Consider the following 15284-nt stretch of genomic DNA (forward strand, 5'->3'; position numbering starts at 1 on the left):
AAATTTTCAGGACTGTTTATCAGTCAGTTGGTATTTATTTTCTTGCACCAGTTGAGGAGGCAGGGGGAAGAGATATACTGACCACTGACTAATGACAACTGACAACTGACTAATGACGAACTTATTGCCAGAAATGGCTGAAATTTGGCAGCAAACTCTCAATTGGCAACCAACAGACTCTCAACAGGCGCGATTTCAGCAGCTTTATGAGTTAATTCTGGAAGGTAATCGCCAGTTAAACTTAACTCGCATCACTGAACCTCAAGAGTTTTGGGAAAAACATCTTTGGGATTCGCTGCGAGGAGTTGCACCACAGCAACAATTAATCTCTTCTCTTCAACTGGGTGCATCTGTTATTGATATTGGCACTGGTGCTGGGTTTCCTGGTGTTCCCGTGGCAATTATTGCCTCTAATTCTACAATTACGCTGGTGGATTCAACGCGCAAAAAGATTACTTTTATCGACACTATCTTGAGCGAACTAGCTCTAACTAATGCCAAAACTCTGGTTAGTAGGGCAGAAGAAATTGGTCAACAACCACAGCATCGAGAACAATATGATGTTGCTTTGATTCGTGCGGTCGGCACTGCTTCGCCTTGTGCAGAATATACTTTACCTTTACTAAAGTTAGGTGGTTTGGCTGTAATTTATCGTGGTACTTGGACTGAAGAAGAAACTACATCTGTGGAAAATGCAGCGCAGCAGTTAGGTGGCACAGTTGAATTAATAGACAACTTTACTACTCCCTTAACTAACAGCGTTCGCCACTGTCTTTACTTACGGAAAGTAGCTAAAACACCAGCTAATTTTCCCCGTGCTGTTGGTGTACCCAGTCAAAAGCCTATTTAGGAAAGATGAACTGACTTGTCAGTGCTTGCACTATCGCTCTGACAAATAGTCCTAGAATATAAAGAAATGTATAGTTTATTAATTTTATATGCCAGTTAAAGTTGGAGACTCTGCGCCTGATTTTACTTTACCTGCACAAAATGGCTCATCGGTGAGCCTGAGTGATTTTCGGGGTAAAAAGGCTGTGGTGCTGTACTTTTATCCTAAGGATGATACACCAGGATGTACAGCAGAATCTTGTGCTTTCCGCGATCGCTATGAAGTTTTTCAAACTGCTGGGGCGGAAATTATTGGTGTCAGTGGTGACTCTAACGAATCTCACCAAAAATTTGCTTCTAAATACAATTTACCTTTTACTTTGTTGAGCGACAAAGGCGACCAAGTACGCAAACTATACGGCGCAACAGCCGCTTTTGGTTTGTTTCCCGGTCGCGTTACTTACGTCATCGACCAACAGGGAGTAGTGCAGTACGTTTTTGATTCCATGTTCAACTTCCAAGGACACGTCGAGGAAGCGTTGAAAACTCTGCAACAGTTGGCGAGTAAATAGGGGATTGGGGATTGGGGATTGGGGATTGGGTATCGGTGATGAAATTTACCACCTGCCTCCCCTGCTTCCCCTGCTCCCCTGCTCTCCCAGTCCCCAGTCCCCAGTCCCTTACCTACTATGAGACTTTTCCGGCATCACGACATGATGAGCTTTGCCATTTTTACCGTTGGTATGTCCGTTATTATTTCGGGGTTGAATCACACCATAGCCGCCGTGGTTGCGTTCATAAATAACGTTGATTTCTCCTGTTTCGGCGTTATGGAACATATAAAAGTCATGCCCCACTAGTTGCAACTGCTCTAAGGCTTCGGTAACGGTCATGGGGGGCATGGAAAAATATTTGGTGCGGACGACTTCTTCGGGGAGTTCGGGAGTGCGATCGCCGATTAAATCTGCAACTACTGTTTCTGGTACGATGGTTTCGGTAGTTGGTTGAGCTTGAGTTTTCTGATCTTGTTTTCTTTCTTTATATTTACGCAGTTGTCGGGAAATCTTGTCTGCTACTAGATCAATGCTTGCGTATAAATTTTCGCTGCTTTCCTCCGCACGGATGACGCTACCATTTGCATAGATGGTGACTTCAGCCGCTTGCCTGGTATTAATCCGGGGATTGCGCGCCACGCTTAAATGGACATCCACTTCATTGGTGATGTTCTGAAAGTGATTAACCGCCTTTTCAATTTTCTGATGCACATATTCTCGAATCGCATCGGTAATTTCTATATTTTTGCCGTGGATGACAAGCTTCATGTAAACTCTCCCGCTCAATAGCACAATATTTGATGTGATGGTGTTTTTGTATGAAAAGAGACTGCGGTAAGTTCTATTTATTGCACCAATACCAAATGTGAACTTTCTTATATACGGCTAGCTTGTTCTAAAGTTTTCTGCATCTTTTACCTGATTTCTGAGTTACCAAATGTTCGCTAGACAATTGGATAAGCACATATCTTTCTCAAATAAGGTATTATAAGCAATGGCTGTTTTGACTTCCTGCTTCATCAAAACAAACTTTACATAACTTGATAGTAGTTACTTTTGGTTTGTTAAAAGAAGTTTGCTCTCTTGATGATGGATTACACAACTGCTGTAGATGCAAATCACTCGTTTTAGATTCATCAGCCAGTGTATTTGTTCTTTTGAACTTGGCATGATGCTTATTGTAGAGAATTCCTCCCAACACCTGATGTGGTTATATATTCAAACTAGCACTTTGTATTTGCGATGGCTGATTCCCTTGATGTTCCTTTAAAATCCTTTGCAAAGCTTGACAATTGTTGACTCAGAAGCTGTGAGTTGAAATATATTTAGTTGTAAAACCTGTTGATTTTTGGCATGATCCGTAGTAATAAACCCCCAGAGAACAATTGTTTGTTATATAACAAAGGATTAATGCCATATTTGGCAGCTCACGCATGGCAGCGATCGCTCTTGCGCCAACGCATCGATTACCCTAATCTAGAGGATGTACTGATATTACTGGAACATCCGCCAGTCTACACTTTGGGGCAAGGCAGTAGTCTAGAATTTCTCAAATTTGACCCTAATCAAAGTGAGTTTGAGATACATCGAATTGAACGGGGCGGAGAAGTTACTTACCACTGTCCAGGTCAATTAGTGGGGTATCCGATTTTAAATCTGCACCGCCATCGCCAAGATTTGCACTGGTACTTGCGACAATTAGAAGAAGTTATCATCCGTGTACTAGCAGTTTACGACTTAAAAGGCGATCGCCTGCCATCTTTGACTGGGGTTTGGTTAGAAGGGAGGAAAGTTGCAGCCATCGGCATTAAAGTTAGTCGTTGGATTACCATGCACGGTTTTGCTTTAAATGTCTGTCCTGATATGACAGGCTTTAGCCGAATAGTCCCTTGTGGCATTACTGATAAGCCTGTTGGCAGTTTAGCCCAATGGATACCAGGAATTACTTGTGAGGAAGTACGAGTTCATGTTGTCCAGGCTTTTGCAGAAGTGTTTGGTCTGGAATTAGTTGACAGTTGACAGTTAACTGTTGACTGCTTCATCATGTAATAGGTGCAATCTACTACGAAAATTTGCATATATGAGAATATCCTGGTTCAAGCTAGAATATGAATGCTTACCAGTCTTCAAACCTATTCTTTGCACCCTTCAACTCAGATTTTGTTTGTGAATTATCCAATCAATCCTCAGATTTACGCTCCAGTATTTACTTCTCTGAAGGAACGCGACTGGAAGGCTTTATTAGAAATGTTTGATAGAGATGATATAGATGAACTGGAAGCTGATATCAATGTTAATTTGCAGTTGATGATACCCGAACCTTGCTGGGAAGATGATCCCTTTGATTTCTTGCGTGAATATCTTTAACCAATTATGTACTGCTGGAGTTCCCCAGAGGTTTTACCTGCTTTAACGGTGATGTAATCATAACCCATACCACCAGCGTATAGATGCCATTGTGCGATCGCAATATTTGGGTTGTTACATAAATCTAGTAAAAAAGATGTTTCTATGGTGTGGTAAACACTGTCTGGGTAGCCGCCATATCCACATTCAATCTTGATGATATGACTATGAATTTCTATGGAGTGGTAAATCCAGATATTTACCGGGTTTTTTCCTTCTAAGTTTGCCTTAAATGCTTCGGCATGAGATTCATTTACAAACAGGTGATAACAGTCATGGTCATGCACCGGAATGTATGTAAATGATGGTAGGGATAATTGAGAAATTACAGCCTCAAGTTGCGGTATGCTTTCAGGGGTCACTTCTACTACACACAGCCAATCAGGGCCATTTCCTGATGCTGCCAATTCCCAACACCAATTTCTGTTAACTGACATATCTCATCAAAATGTCTGATAATCACCATTGTTATAACAGGGGAGAAGTTGGATGAGTAAGCGGGTTTTTGGACGTTGGTGTCTGGTGTTGAGCTTAATTTGTTTGTTTCTGACTGGTTGTAGTGGCAATTTAAGTCAGGGAAAAACTCTACGGATAGCAACAGAACCAGCCTTTCCACCTTTTGAGTTTACAGCACAAGGGGGAAATTTACAGGGTTTTTCTATAGATTTGATGAATGCGATCGCCTCTGCTGCTAATTTGAAAGTAAATTTCCAAAGTCTGCCTTTTGATGGGATTATCCCCGCCTTGCAAAGTAGAACTGTAGACGCGGCGATTAGTTCCATCACCATCACCGCCGAACGGGCAGAAACCGTTGCGTTCTCTCGTCCTTATTTTAAAGCAGGGTTAGCGATCGCTATTCGCTCCAGCAATGAAGATATTACAGGCTTTGACAGTCTCAAAAATAAAAAAATCGCCGTGCAGATTGGCACAACTGGCGCAGGAAAAGCCAAAAGTATTCCAGGGGCGCAAATTCGTAGCTTTGATTCTGCCCCCCTAGCTCTACAAGAATTACTTAATAACAATGTAGATGCAGTCATCAATGATGCGCCTGTAACTTTATATGCCATTAACACAGGCAATTTACAAGGAATTAAAGTTGTCGAAAAGTTGCTAACAGAAGAATATTATGGTATCGCTACAGCCCAAAATTCACCTTATTTAGCACTAATTAATGATGGTTTAAATCGGGTGCTAGCAGATGGTTCATATTCCCAAATTTACCAAAAATGGTTTAAGGTAGAACCCCCATCATTACCAGATAAATCACTCTATGAAAATCAAACTAATACTCATAAATCTGGCTCAATTAACCTCATATTACAGTTTCTCCCGACTTTATTACAAGGTGCATTAGTCACCATACAACTGACAATTTTATCTACGGTATTGGGTTTAATCTGTGGTACTTTAATTGCCCTGACTCGTCTTTCCCAGTTTACCCCTGCACGTTTATTCGCTAGAGCTTACGTAGATTTTTTCCGGGGAACACCTCTGCTAGTCCAAATTTTTATGATTTATTTTGGAATACCAGCACTTGCTCAACAACTTGGTTTTACCTTTAACTTTGACCGTTGGGTGGCTGGAGTTATTGCCTTAAGTGTAAATGCAGCCGCCTACATTGCTGAAATTGTCCGTGCTGGTATTCAATCAATAGAAACTGGACAAACAGAAGCAGCTAAATCCTTAGGTTTAAATCCTTGGTTGACAATGCGTTTGGTAATTTTTCCCCAAGCCTTCCGGCGAATGTTACCACCTTTGGGTAATGAGTTTATCAGTTTGTTAAAAGATACGAGCTTAGTTGCTGTAATTGGATTTGAAGAGTTATTCCGCAAAGGGCAATTGATTGTTGCAGACAACTATCGTGCTTTTGAAATTTATGCGGCTGTCGCTATAGTTTATTTATGTTTAACACTTTTAGCTTCTCAAGTTCTGAGCCGTTTAGAAATGTGGATGAATCCGACCATGAAAGCTCAACAACGAAAAGCAAAAAGATAAAGATGGTGATAAAGTAATTCTGAGGAATTACTTAGGTGAGTTAACGAGGTAGTCTATATTGCACCTAAAAAACCAGCCTAAGATTACTAAGTGAAAGATAATATGTTGGGTGCGATCGCAGGTGACATCATTGGTTCAGTTTATGAGGGAAACAGTATCAAAACGAAAGATTTTCCCTTGTTTAGCAGGCAGAGTCGCTTCACTGATGATACGGTGCTAACTGTGGCGGTAGCAGATGTGATCCTCAACACTGATCAATTTCCTCCGAGCAGTAAATACATTGACCAATTTAAGTGGTACTATCGTCGCTACCTATATGCCGGCTATGGACGGAACTTTAGTAACTGGGCTAAATCTAACAGCACCCAACCATACAATAGTTTTGGTAATGGTGCAGCTATGCGCGTCAGTCCTATTGCCTTTGCCTTCCCAGATTTAAACACTGTCTTGCAACAAGCTAAAGGTAGTGCAGAAGTTACCCATAACCACCCAGAAGGGATAAAAGGCGCACAAGCTACAGCATCCGCCATCTTCCTCGCTAGGACAGGCTGGGATAAAGCAGAGATTAAATCCTACATTCAAAGTAACTTTGGTTACAACCTAGACCAAACTCTAGAACAAATCAGACCTGCCTACCAATATGATGCTACCTGTCCAGGTTCCGTTCCCCCAGCGATTATTGCCTTTTTAGAATCCTCGGACTTTGAAGATGCAATTCGCAATGCCGTTTCCCTTGGTGGTGATAGCGATACCATCGCCTGTATTACAGGTGCGATCGCTCAAGCATACTATGGAGGTGTACCCAGAGCGATCGCTGAACAAACCTTGTCTCATTTAAATGAGCATTTATGTACCACTACAGAAAAATTTATGTATAAATATTGTCTGTAGTCAACCCCTACCTTACAGGACACTACATCTTCAGGTTAAATAGGACTTGCTTTTCCGCCGTAGTCTGAAGGGTGAGGGAAATCTAATATTCCCTTTTAAATTCTCATAACAATTTGAATGCTTGTAACATCTGTGGGATGAGTAATGGGAAAAACAATTCTCTCTTAGCGATTACCCATTACCAACTAGAGCAAGCAGATGGAACACAATTAGCCAAACTTTATATAAGACTCCAGATAGAGAATTGTACCAGAAAAATTTTCCACCCTCAGAATGTAACAAATTGTTAATATTGTGTAATACTAGGAAATGCAAGATAAATAAATAATTTTTTGGTAACTGTTAATTTTGCCAAAAAGTGAGTAAAAACTTGATTTTTAACTTCAAACTAAACGAAGTTAAAAGTAAAATCATTACCTTTAATACTTGCAAAATTCCACTGGTAATTCATTAAAAGGTATAACGGGGTAAGAGCATGGTTCAGTGTCAACCATCATCTCTGCATTCAGAAAAACTGGTGTTATTGTCATCGACAATCAGAGATGATAAAAATATTAATAAGGGTATATTTATTGCCTGCTTTATCTTATTTTTATGGGCAATTAGTTTAATCTTATTACTCTCAATAGATACATCCATAATTCATAAGAGCTTATTAGGTATAGCCATGCTTTGGCAGACCTTCTTATATACAGGTTTATTTATTACTGCTCATGATGCCATGCACGGCGTAGTTTATCCCAAAAATCCCAGAATAAATAATTTTATAGGTAAGCTCACTCTAATCTTGTATGGACTACTCCCTTATAAAGATTTATTGAAAAAACATTGGTTACACCACGGACATCCTGGTACTGATTTAGACCCTGATTATTACAATGGTCATCCCCAAAACTTCTTTCTTTGGTATCTACATTTTATGAAGTCTTATTGGCGATGGACGCAAATTTTCGGATTAGTGATGATTTTTCATGGACTTAAAAATCTGGTGCATATACCAGAAAATAATTTAATTATATTTTGGATGATACCTTCTATTTTAAGTTCAGTACAACTATTTTATTTTGGTACATTTTTGCCTCATAAAAAGCTAGAAGGTGGTTATACTAACCCCCATTGTGCGCGCAGTATCCCATTACCTCTTTTTTGGTCTTTTGTTACTTGTTATCACTTCGGCTACCACAAGGAACATCACGAATACCCTCAACTTCCTTGGTGGAAATTACCTGAAGCTCACAAAATATCTTTATAAGGTGAAGATTGGATGATTGAAAAATTAGGTTACAGATACACTTGTGAGAAAAACTAAAATTTTCTCAGGCAATAAAATTAATTTCTGCTGGAATACGACTATGTAAATTATGCTGATGAGCGTCAGAAAACTTTTGGGAAGACATATACAAAATTTATTAGGGAAGGTGTTTCCCTAAAACTCCTTATGGTAGAGGATGGAAAAGAAGATCGGGAAAAATATAGTTAAAAATTGCCCATGTAGAAAAGGCAACTGATATGGATATAACAGCAAGAACTGGTGCCAGAGAGAGATATTCGAGGAAATATTTTTTCTCTTTATCTTGTGATTTATTCATATAATAAATATCAAATTAACACTTAAGATGGTACTGACTACTTTTTACTGAAAACTCTATCAAAAGAATAGTTAATACTATCAAAAGTAGGAAAATTGTATAAAAGACCTTGATTGATAAGATATGTTTTCCAGGGGCTTTTCAATTCTCATGAATCAAGAATTAAGTAGAGTTTGGATAAACTTGTATTATTATACACTCAGAAAACCCTACTTAGATTTACTTGATAAATTGTCTCTGACAAATCCACTAATTTTACTATCTACCAACATATCGGCTCATTAACTGCATAGCATCAGCGATATCTACATCACCGTCTCCATCTGCATCCAAGAAAGAATTTAAAACAGAATTTCCAGCACCTTGAGGATGTTGAGCGTTAGCGCCGGATTGCAAAAAATTCAATACTAAAGGTACTATGACTGGCAATAGTTGCTGAATTGTACCAGCATCTAAACCTGTGTGTTGGGATGCTACCTGTGCTACCTGTTGTTGTATGTTAGGAGAAAATAGAGAATTAACTGCCTGAGGATTAGAAGAGGTACCGGCATATTCATTAACTAATGCTTGGGTTGCTTCATTACCTTCTGTGGCTTGCTTTTGTTGTAAAGCGGAACGTACATAGTTACCTACTACACCCACGACAGATTGCATTGTCGAAGGATTTGTGCCAGTTTGATTACTTAGTTGATTGACAGTGTTAATGATGTTTCCCAGTTGACCTAAACTGCCTTGTTGATTGGGATTGCTAACAGCGCCGAGAATTTGGTCAAATAGCCCCATAATTGTTTTTCTCCCTTGTTTTTCATGCCATAAAGGCGAACGTGTTGTTGTTGTTATTATGAATAAATTAACTCCGCAATACTAGAAACTCAGGGATGAAAAATTTGTAATTCTTTTGGCGAGCCAGATTATGAATTATTTTGCAGAAATTAAGTAAATTGGGAATCTCTCGAACTTGCAGCCAATAAGTCTGAAATTTTCAGATTATTACCTTGTAGCTTGAGAGTTCCCAAAAAGTGAATTACTACTACTGCTAGTAAGCAAAATAACCCTTACTAGATACGCTGACTTCTAACTAAAGTAAGAACTTTTTTTAACTGTGGATTACTCGGCATTGAGGATTTTTGGTACTTTAAAAAATTCCCCTTCTTGTTCAGGCGCACTGCTGAGGATAGCTTCTCTGTCAGCATAAGGTTGCAGGTTATCTTCTCTGGTGATATTGCTGACATCAATTGCCCGCGCTGTAGGCGGTACATTACTCACATCTAGTTCATTGAGCTGCTCGACGTAATCTAAAATACTTCCAAGCTGAGTGGTAAATTGCTCTTCTTCTTCGGGGGTCAATTCTAAACGGGCAAGTAGAGCTACTTTGCGGACTTGTTCGCGGTCGATCATATTTTGTCAGTGGTCAGTGGTCAGTGGTCAAGAACTAATGACTAACGACTAAAAGAATACATCTATTTGCATCCGTCCAGTGGTTTTTAGCCAGTTTTGGGCTTCTATATAGTTATTTGGAGCCATGCGAATGGCACGAATCCAGTAGTCTGCGGCTTGGTCAAACAGCGCTTCACCACCGTCGTGATCTCCAGTTTCTTTGGCTTTTTCGCCTTGGTAATGGTAAATTACGGCGATGTTGTTTAAGGCTTGGGGTAGGCGGGGATTCAGTTCGATCGCCTGGTGATATAGTTCTAGAGCTTTATCATGGTCGCCGTTGCTAGCATAAATTAGCCCCATGTTGTAGAGAATATAACCGCGATCGTTGGTGTCTTCTTCTAGTGTGAGGGCTTCTTCGTAATATTCGAGTGCTTCGGCATATTCGCCTTCTGCTTGAGCTGACATCCCATCTCGGTAATAGACAAAGGCTTCTTTAGCTTTTTTATTAGTTGGCAGTATCTTGAGAATAATATCCGCCATCACAGTAAAGGATTTGTCAACAAAGTTATCGTTTTTTTGTGTTCTTGGCATATTTTTTTCTATGGTTGTACCGCTATGTGGGGGAACTTATGTCTGTGCTTCCCCTAATCCCGTACCTAAAGCTAATTTAACTGATTTGGGGAGCTATTCTGCTCTGGGATGGGGATAATACATTCTGGGTTGTTGTGTTTTGGACTATTGACTAAGGTACTCACTGGGTAGGCGGTCATTTGTGAGGCTGGATAGGGGGATAATAAGTGTTGTAATGCTTGGGGCTTTTGCTCTTGCGGATCTAACCACAAATCGTAATCTTGGGGAGCGAGGATGACTGGCATTCGGTCATGAATTGGTTGCAGTAGTTCGTTGGCTGCTGTTGTGACGATTGTACAAGAGGTAATTTCTTCACCAGCAGGTGTTCGCCATTTCTCCCATAATCCCGCAAAGCCAAAGGGTTGACTGTGTTGCAGGCGGAAATAAAAGGGTTGTTTTTTACCTTGCTGTTTTTGCCATTCAAAAAAACCATCAGCCACTACTAAACAGCGTCGCTGCTTAAATGCTGAACGAAAAGAAGGTTTTTCGGCAAGAGTTTCGGCTCTGGCGTTGATTAGCTTCGAGGCGATCGCTGGATCTTTAGCCCATGAAGGTATCAAACCCCAGCGTAATCGTTGAAATTCACGTTTATTACTTTCAGGGTTATGTAAAACTGTCACCACAGTTTGCGTAGGTGCAATGTTATATTGAGCTTCTAAATCCAGGAGTGGCTGGATATGAAAAAACTCAGCTAATGCTTCTGGTGACTGGGTTAAAGTAAATCTTCCACACATATTTCAATTTTATCTTGTTGCATCAAATAAAACACTTAAATTCAGAATTAATTAATACTATTATTTTTATTTTTTCGGATAATTAATAACTAAATATGTGGAAATTATAAATCAGAGAATCATCCTGTTCTTTGAAAATAATTTTGTAAGATATTGTATTTTAGACCTAAATTTGCCATATATTCTGCATCATAATCTTTACATGGAAAACTTACATTTGTACGATTTTTTACCCTCAGGCAATGGCTATAAAGTCCGGCTTCTATTAACACAAATGGGCATACCATTTGAACGAACAGAAGTGAATATTTTAAAGGGAGAGAGTCGCACACCAGAATTTTTAAGTAAAAATTCTAACGGGAGAATACCAGTTTTAGAAGTTGCACCAGGGAAGTATTTAGCAGAATCAAATGCTATATTGCTTTACCTGAGCGAATATACAGAATTTTTACCTTACGACCGCTATTTAAAAGCCCAGGTAATGCAGTGGTTATTTTTTGAACAATATAGCCATGAACCATATATTGCTACATCTCGTTTTTGGGTTTCTATTTTAGGTAAAGTGGAAGAATATCGTACAGCTTTAGAAGAAAAACGGGAACCTGGTTATGCAGCTCTCAAGGTGATGGAAAATCATTTGAAATGCCATAATTTTTTCGTAGATGAGCGTTACACAATTGCTGATATTGCCTTATTTGCCTATACCCATGTCGCGGATGAAGGTGGTTTTGATTTAACGCCATTTCCAGCTATTCAAGCTTGGATAGACAGAGTTAAAGCCCAACCTGGATATATTAATATTACTCATGAACCACAATTATGTTACGATTATTAACTAGCTAAAGTAATTCGTAATTAAGAACACTAGATGTATTTTGGATTACTGAGTTAGTATTCGTTACCTTATTGGAGAAAATCGATACTAACTCATAGCTAAATTTTATTATCTCTTATCTAGACCTATTTACACTAAATATCTGTCTCAATCTCAATCAGTTTTTGCTTGGAAGATAAACCAGATTTAATTGTGATGTGGGATTTCGGCACATCAAATTTTTCAGCTAAAAGTTTGATTAACTCTTCATTAGCTTTACCATCTACTGGTGGGGATTTTAAATGTACAGTTAGGCTCCCATCATCTTGCTCGGCAATTTTTTGTTGTTTGGAATTAGGTTTAACCTTAACCCTTTTTTGCATAATCTATGTTTTTCAGTTGTTTGAGTGAGGCACAACCAAGAATACCAATATATTTTAGAAAATACAGATGCACTGTAGTGGACTGACACGACTAAAATGATGCAATAGACTTGGATGTAATTAAACGCAGATGCACGTAGATAAAGGCGGATAGCACTTCTGTTATTGCACTATTTTAGCCTTGCCACGCCAGTAGTTATTAAACCACTGGTGAGTAGGCTAATAAAAAGCCCATCGCTACCACAATGAGCAGAGACAGGATGATGGTGTTTTTTAAGCTGTGTTGATGGATGAGGGATTTTTCAGGCTAAATAGCAAGATTTTAGCCCTGAAAATTTTCAAGTGGGAGTAGTGACTTTTATTTAGGGATATCTTCTACTACCTGCACCAACTACGCCAATTTTGTGGCGATAGGAGAGTTCTGCACCAAACCAACCGGAAATGCTTGTTAGAGTACCGACAATTACGGAAATTAATAAGCCCCAAGGAAGGATTCTGGCTTCAGCGTCGCCTAAGCGGAGGAGGAAATTTACTAGTGACAGAACGAGAAGAGAGACGTTGAGGATCAGGTGCGCCCAACCTGCGTTACGTTTGCGGACACGTTCAATTTTCAAGAAGTCACTTAACCCTATGGCGGCGGCGATCGCACCTCCACCTAAACCCAGTCCAATTAACCATACAGAAGCCCTCGCCCAGAAGTAATCGCGGGTTAACCAATAGCCGAAATCGCTACCCAAGGCGGCTGCTAAGAAGGCTATGGGGAAAATTACACTGAGGGGATGTAGAGGGTGTCCGGCGATCGCTACTGTACTGGGGACACCTGTATCACGATATTCGCGATCGTCCGTTTCAATCACTGGGGGAATATTCGGAAATGGAGAGGAAGCGGAGGAACCAGAGGAAGTTGTTTCTGTTGTTTCCATAGTTAAATATCCTAGTTTTCATCTGTGGGTATTTGTTCTACATAAGCTTCGGCTTGCAAGGTGAGCTTGCCTGTTTCTGCTGCTAATTGCTGCACTCGCAAGCTCATTCCTTCTAAATCGAAGTTGCTTAAGTTTAAAATTTCGCTCGTTTGTTTTACTAAAGATTGTGTCAACTCTGGTGAGATTTCTTCACTGTTACCATAGGTGACATTCTCCAGCGTTACTGTTGTGCCATTAGCGCTAATATGGGGTTCGGCTGTAAAGGCAACTTGCTGCGGTTCGCTATTTTCTTCTAACAATATACTGGCATTTAAGGAAACTTTTCCCTCACCGGGTAAGCGAAAGTCTATTTGTTGAGGTGTGACTGTTTTTAGTTGCCCATTAATATGGATTTTCTGACTTTGAATTTTGGAGATAATAAACTCAGAATTAAAGGCGCGGTTAATATCTGCTTCTGTTAAAACAACCCGCGCACTGCCAACTGTAGGTTTAGTAAGTTCAATCTTGCCAAATGCGGCACTTAAAGGATTAATAGCAACACTATTGACCTGCATTTTCATTTCCTCCACTCGGAGGTCTTTCTGCATAACCAAACCTTCACCATTAATCTCGACTGTATCCACCTGTCCCTGAACTAGTTTTAGTGGATCAGTTTTGATACTTACATCCAAGTTATCTACTTCATCTAATTGGCTAGAAAGCCCAATTTCTGCTGCTTTATTCAGCGCTTGTTCTCCTAACCCGGTGGAATCCGGCATTATTATTTAATCTCCCAAAATTTAAATATCCTTGAGTCAATTTAGACAACTCAAATAAAATTTTTATCTATCTAGAGATGGAGTAAATATTGAATTGTTGTCTGCCTAGAAGTAGAAGTGTATTCTTCTCTAAAGAAAATCTTTGTTTTCTATCTTGAGTTACGTAGCTAATCGTTCAAAGGAAGGAGGAAAGTCCACAAAGAACTATGTCACTCTGAGAGAAGTTAAGAATCCGACTACTTTTCTGAGGAGAACATAGAATGGTATCAACTTTAGATGATACAAAGCGTAATGCTATTGCTGAGAAATTAGCAGATGCCAAGCTTCTTCAAGAGTTAATAATTGAAAATCAGGAAAGATTTTTAAGAGAATCAACTGATAATGAAATCTCTAATCGCATTCGTGATTTTCTAGAAGATGACCGGAAAAACTTAGGCATTATAGAGACTGTCATTGTTCAATATGGTATACAAAAAGAACCAAGACAAACAGTCCGCGAAATGGTTGACCAAGTTCGCCAATTAATGCAAGGTTCCCAACTAAATTTCTTTGAAAAAGTAGCTCAACATGAGTTGCTGAAGCACAAACAAGTTATGAGCGGTTTGCTGGTTCACAAAGCAGCCCAAAAAGTGGGTGCTGATGTGCTGGCTGCTATTGGCCCCCTAAACACAGTTAACTTTGAGAACCGCGCTCACCAAGAACAACTCAAAGGTATTTTAGAAATTTTGGGCGTTCGTGAACTCACCGGACAAGACGCAGATCAAGGTATTTGGGGACGAGTTCAAGATGCGATCGCTGCATTTAGTGGTGCAGTTGGTAGCGCAGTTACCCAAGGTTCTGATAAGCAAGATATGAATATCCAAGATGTGATCCGCATGGATCACAACAAAGTAAATATTTTGTTTACTGAACTACAACAAAGCAATGATCCTCAAAAAATCCAAGAGTATTTTGGTCAAATCTACAAGGATTTAACTGCTCATGCCGAAGCAGAAGAAGAAGTCCTCTACCCCAGAGTGCGTTCTTTCTACGGTGAAGGCGACACCCAAGAACTGTACGACGAACAATCGGAAATGAAGCGCCTGTTAGAGCAAATCAAGGCTATCAGCCCCTCTGCTCCTGAATTCAAGGATAGAGTTAGACAATTGGCTGATATTGTCATGGATCACGTCCGTCAAGAAGAAAGCACCTTGTTTGCTGCTATTCGCAACAACCTCAGTTCTGAACAAACTGAGCAATGGGCTACCGAATTTAAAGCCGCTAAGAGCAAAATTCAACAAAGATTAGGTGGTCAAGCTACTGGCGCAGGTGTTTAGAACTTAGCACTAGCTACCGCTAACATAATTGTTTTTGTTGCCCGTTCATTCCTTGTTTTATGGAGTGGGCGGGCTGTTTTGATGAT

At 39.8% G+C, this 15284-nt stretch carries 19 protein-coding genes; 9 read left to right on the plus strand and 10 right to left on the minus strand.

Features of this window, described 5'->3' with window-relative positions; all coding sequences use genetic code 11:
* The first annotated feature begins 112 nt into the window (after window positions 1-112).
* Window positions 113-850: a 16S rRNA (guanine(527)-N(7))-methyltransferase RsmG gene (gene rsmG, locus ACN222_RS15910; protein WP_010997333.1), complete on the plus strand. Its 738-nt coding sequence runs from the start codon at window positions 113-115 to the stop codon at window positions 848-850.
* Window positions 851-938: 88 nt separating this feature from the next.
* Window positions 939-1400 (plus strand): peroxiredoxin, encoded by a 462-nt coding sequence (locus ACN222_RS15915; protein WP_010997334.1) that lies wholly within the window; start codon window positions 939-941, stop codon window positions 1398-1400.
* Window positions 1401-1508: 108 nt separating this feature from the next.
* Here ACN222_RS15915 and hpf read toward each other — a convergent pair whose 3' ends face one another.
* Window positions 1509-2150, minus strand: coding sequence for a ribosome hibernation-promoting factor, HPF/YfiA family (gene hpf, locus ACN222_RS15920; RefSeq protein ID WP_010997335.1), 642 nt, complete (start codon window positions 2148-2150; stop codon window positions 1509-1511).
* 585 nt (window positions 2151-2735) lie between these two features.
* Here hpf and lipB point away from each other — a divergent pair.
* Together lipB and ACN222_RS15930 are read left to right on the plus strand one after the other, a co-directional pair.
* Entirely contained in the window at window positions 2736-3401 is a 666-nt protein-coding gene (gene lipB, locus ACN222_RS15925; RefSeq protein WP_010997336.1) for a lipoyl(octanoyl) transferase LipB, read from the plus strand.
* Window positions 3402-3548: 147 nt separating this feature from the next.
* Entirely contained in the window at window positions 3549-3749 is a 201-nt protein-coding gene (locus ACN222_RS15930; RefSeq protein WP_231865467.1) for a hypothetical protein, read from the plus strand.
* On the opposite strand, the gene ACN222_RS15935 is transcribed toward ACN222_RS15930, so the two are convergent.
* Window positions 3746-4225 carry a hypothetical protein gene (locus tag ACN222_RS15935; protein WP_231865468.1) on the minus strand — a complete coding sequence of 160 codons (480 nt, stop codon included), beginning with the start codon at window positions 4223-4225 and terminating at the stop codon, window positions 3746-3748. The two genes, ACN222_RS15930 and ACN222_RS15935, sit on opposite strands and share 4 nt — an antisense overlap.
* 52 nt (window positions 4226-4277) lie before the next feature.
* Here ACN222_RS15935 and ACN222_RS15940 point away from each other — a divergent pair, with 52 nt between their 5' ends.
* The 3 genes from ACN222_RS15940 (at window position 4278) to crtW (ending at window position 7926) form a co-directional block, all read left to right on the plus strand.
* Window positions 4278-5783 (plus strand): ABC transporter permease subunit, encoded by a 1506-nt coding sequence (locus ACN222_RS15940; protein WP_010997338.1) that lies wholly within the window; start codon window positions 4278-4280, stop codon window positions 5781-5783.
* A 102-nt stretch (window positions 5784-5885) separates the two neighbouring features.
* The gene (locus tag ACN222_RS15945; protein WP_044521670.1) at window positions 5886-6674 is read left to right on the plus strand and encodes an ADP-ribosylglycohydrolase family protein; all 789 of its coding nucleotides are present in this window, start codon (window positions 5886-5888) and stop codon (window positions 6672-6674) included.
* Window positions 6675-7149: 475 nt separating this feature from the next.
* Entirely contained in the window at window positions 7150-7926 is a 777-nt protein-coding gene (gene crtW, locus ACN222_RS15950; protein WP_010997340.1) for a beta-carotene ketolase CrtW, read from the plus strand.
* Window positions 7927-8110: 184 nt separating this feature from the next.
* On the opposite strand, the gene ACN222_RS15955 is transcribed toward crtW, so the two are convergent.
* The 5 genes from ACN222_RS15955 to ACN222_RS15975 form a co-directional block, all read right to left on the minus strand.
* Complete coding sequence (locus ACN222_RS15955) at window positions 8111-8263, minus strand: PsaJ asl3190 (protein WP_010997341.1); 153 nt, start codon at window positions 8261-8263, stop codon at window positions 8111-8113.
* Between the two features lie 258 nt (window positions 8264-8521).
* A complete protein-coding gene (locus ACN222_RS15960; RefSeq protein ID WP_010997342.1) occupies window positions 8522-9046 on the minus strand; it encodes a DUF937 domain-containing protein in 525 nt (174 codons plus the stop codon).
* Between the two features lie 324 nt (window positions 9047-9370).
* Window positions 9371-9661: an Asp-tRNA(Asn)/Glu-tRNA(Gln) amidotransferase subunit GatC gene (gene gatC, locus ACN222_RS15965; RefSeq protein WP_010997343.1), complete on the minus strand. Its 291-nt coding sequence runs from the start codon at window positions 9659-9661 to the stop codon at window positions 9371-9373.
* Window positions 9662-9709: 48 nt separating this feature from the next.
* Window positions 9710-10231, minus strand: coding sequence for a photosystem I assembly protein Ycf3 (locus tag ACN222_RS15970; protein WP_010997344.1), 522 nt, complete (start codon window positions 10229-10231; stop codon window positions 9710-9712).
* Window positions 10232-10302: 71 nt separating this feature from the next.
* Complete coding sequence (locus ACN222_RS15975; protein WP_010997345.1) at window positions 10303-11004, minus strand: SOS response-associated peptidase; 702 nt, start codon at window positions 11002-11004, stop codon at window positions 10303-10305.
* Between the two features lie 202 nt (window positions 11005-11206).
* On the opposite strand from ACN222_RS15975, the gene ACN222_RS15980 reads away from it, so the two are divergent.
* The gene (locus tag ACN222_RS15980) at window positions 11207-11839 is read left to right on the plus strand and encodes a glutathione S-transferase family protein (protein ID WP_044521674.1); all 633 of its coding nucleotides are present in this window, start codon (window positions 11207-11209) and stop codon (window positions 11837-11839) included.
* Between the two features lie 134 nt (window positions 11840-11973).
* Here ACN222_RS15980 and ACN222_RS15985 read toward each other — a convergent pair whose 3' ends face one another.
* The 3 genes from ACN222_RS15985 to ACN222_RS15995 all read right to left on the minus strand — a co-directional run bounded on the left by ACN222_RS15985 (window position 11974) and on the right by ACN222_RS15995 (window position 13882).
* Window positions 11974-12201 (minus strand): DUF167 domain-containing protein, encoded by a 228-nt coding sequence (locus ACN222_RS15985; protein ID WP_010997347.1) that lies wholly within the window; start codon window positions 12199-12201, stop codon window positions 11974-11976.
* A gap of 362 nt (window positions 12202-12563) precedes the next feature.
* Window positions 12564-13124: a DUF2231 domain-containing protein gene (locus ACN222_RS15990; RefSeq protein WP_010997348.1), complete on the minus strand. Its 561-nt coding sequence runs from the start codon at window positions 13122-13124 to the stop codon at window positions 12564-12566.
* 11 nt (window positions 13125-13135) lie between these two features.
* On the minus strand, window positions 13136-13882 hold the full coding sequence (locus ACN222_RS15995) for a DUF2993 domain-containing protein (RefSeq protein WP_010997349.1): 747 nt from the start codon (window positions 13880-13882) through the stop codon (window positions 13136-13138).
* Between the two features lie 260 nt (window positions 13883-14142).
* On the opposite strand from ACN222_RS15995, the gene ACN222_RS16000 reads away from it, so the two are divergent.
* A complete protein-coding gene (locus tag ACN222_RS16000; RefSeq protein ID WP_010997350.1) occupies window positions 14143-15198 on the plus strand; it encodes a hemerythrin domain-containing protein in 1056 nt (351 codons plus the stop codon).
* Window positions 15199-15284 lie beyond the last annotated feature (86 nt).

Origin of the sequence: Anabaena sp. FACHB-595 (genome assembly GCF_048568275.1) — a bacterium.
In the GTDB taxonomy this organism is placed as follows: Bacteria; Cyanobacteriota; Cyanobacteriia; order Cyanobacteriales; family Nostocaceae; genus Trichormus.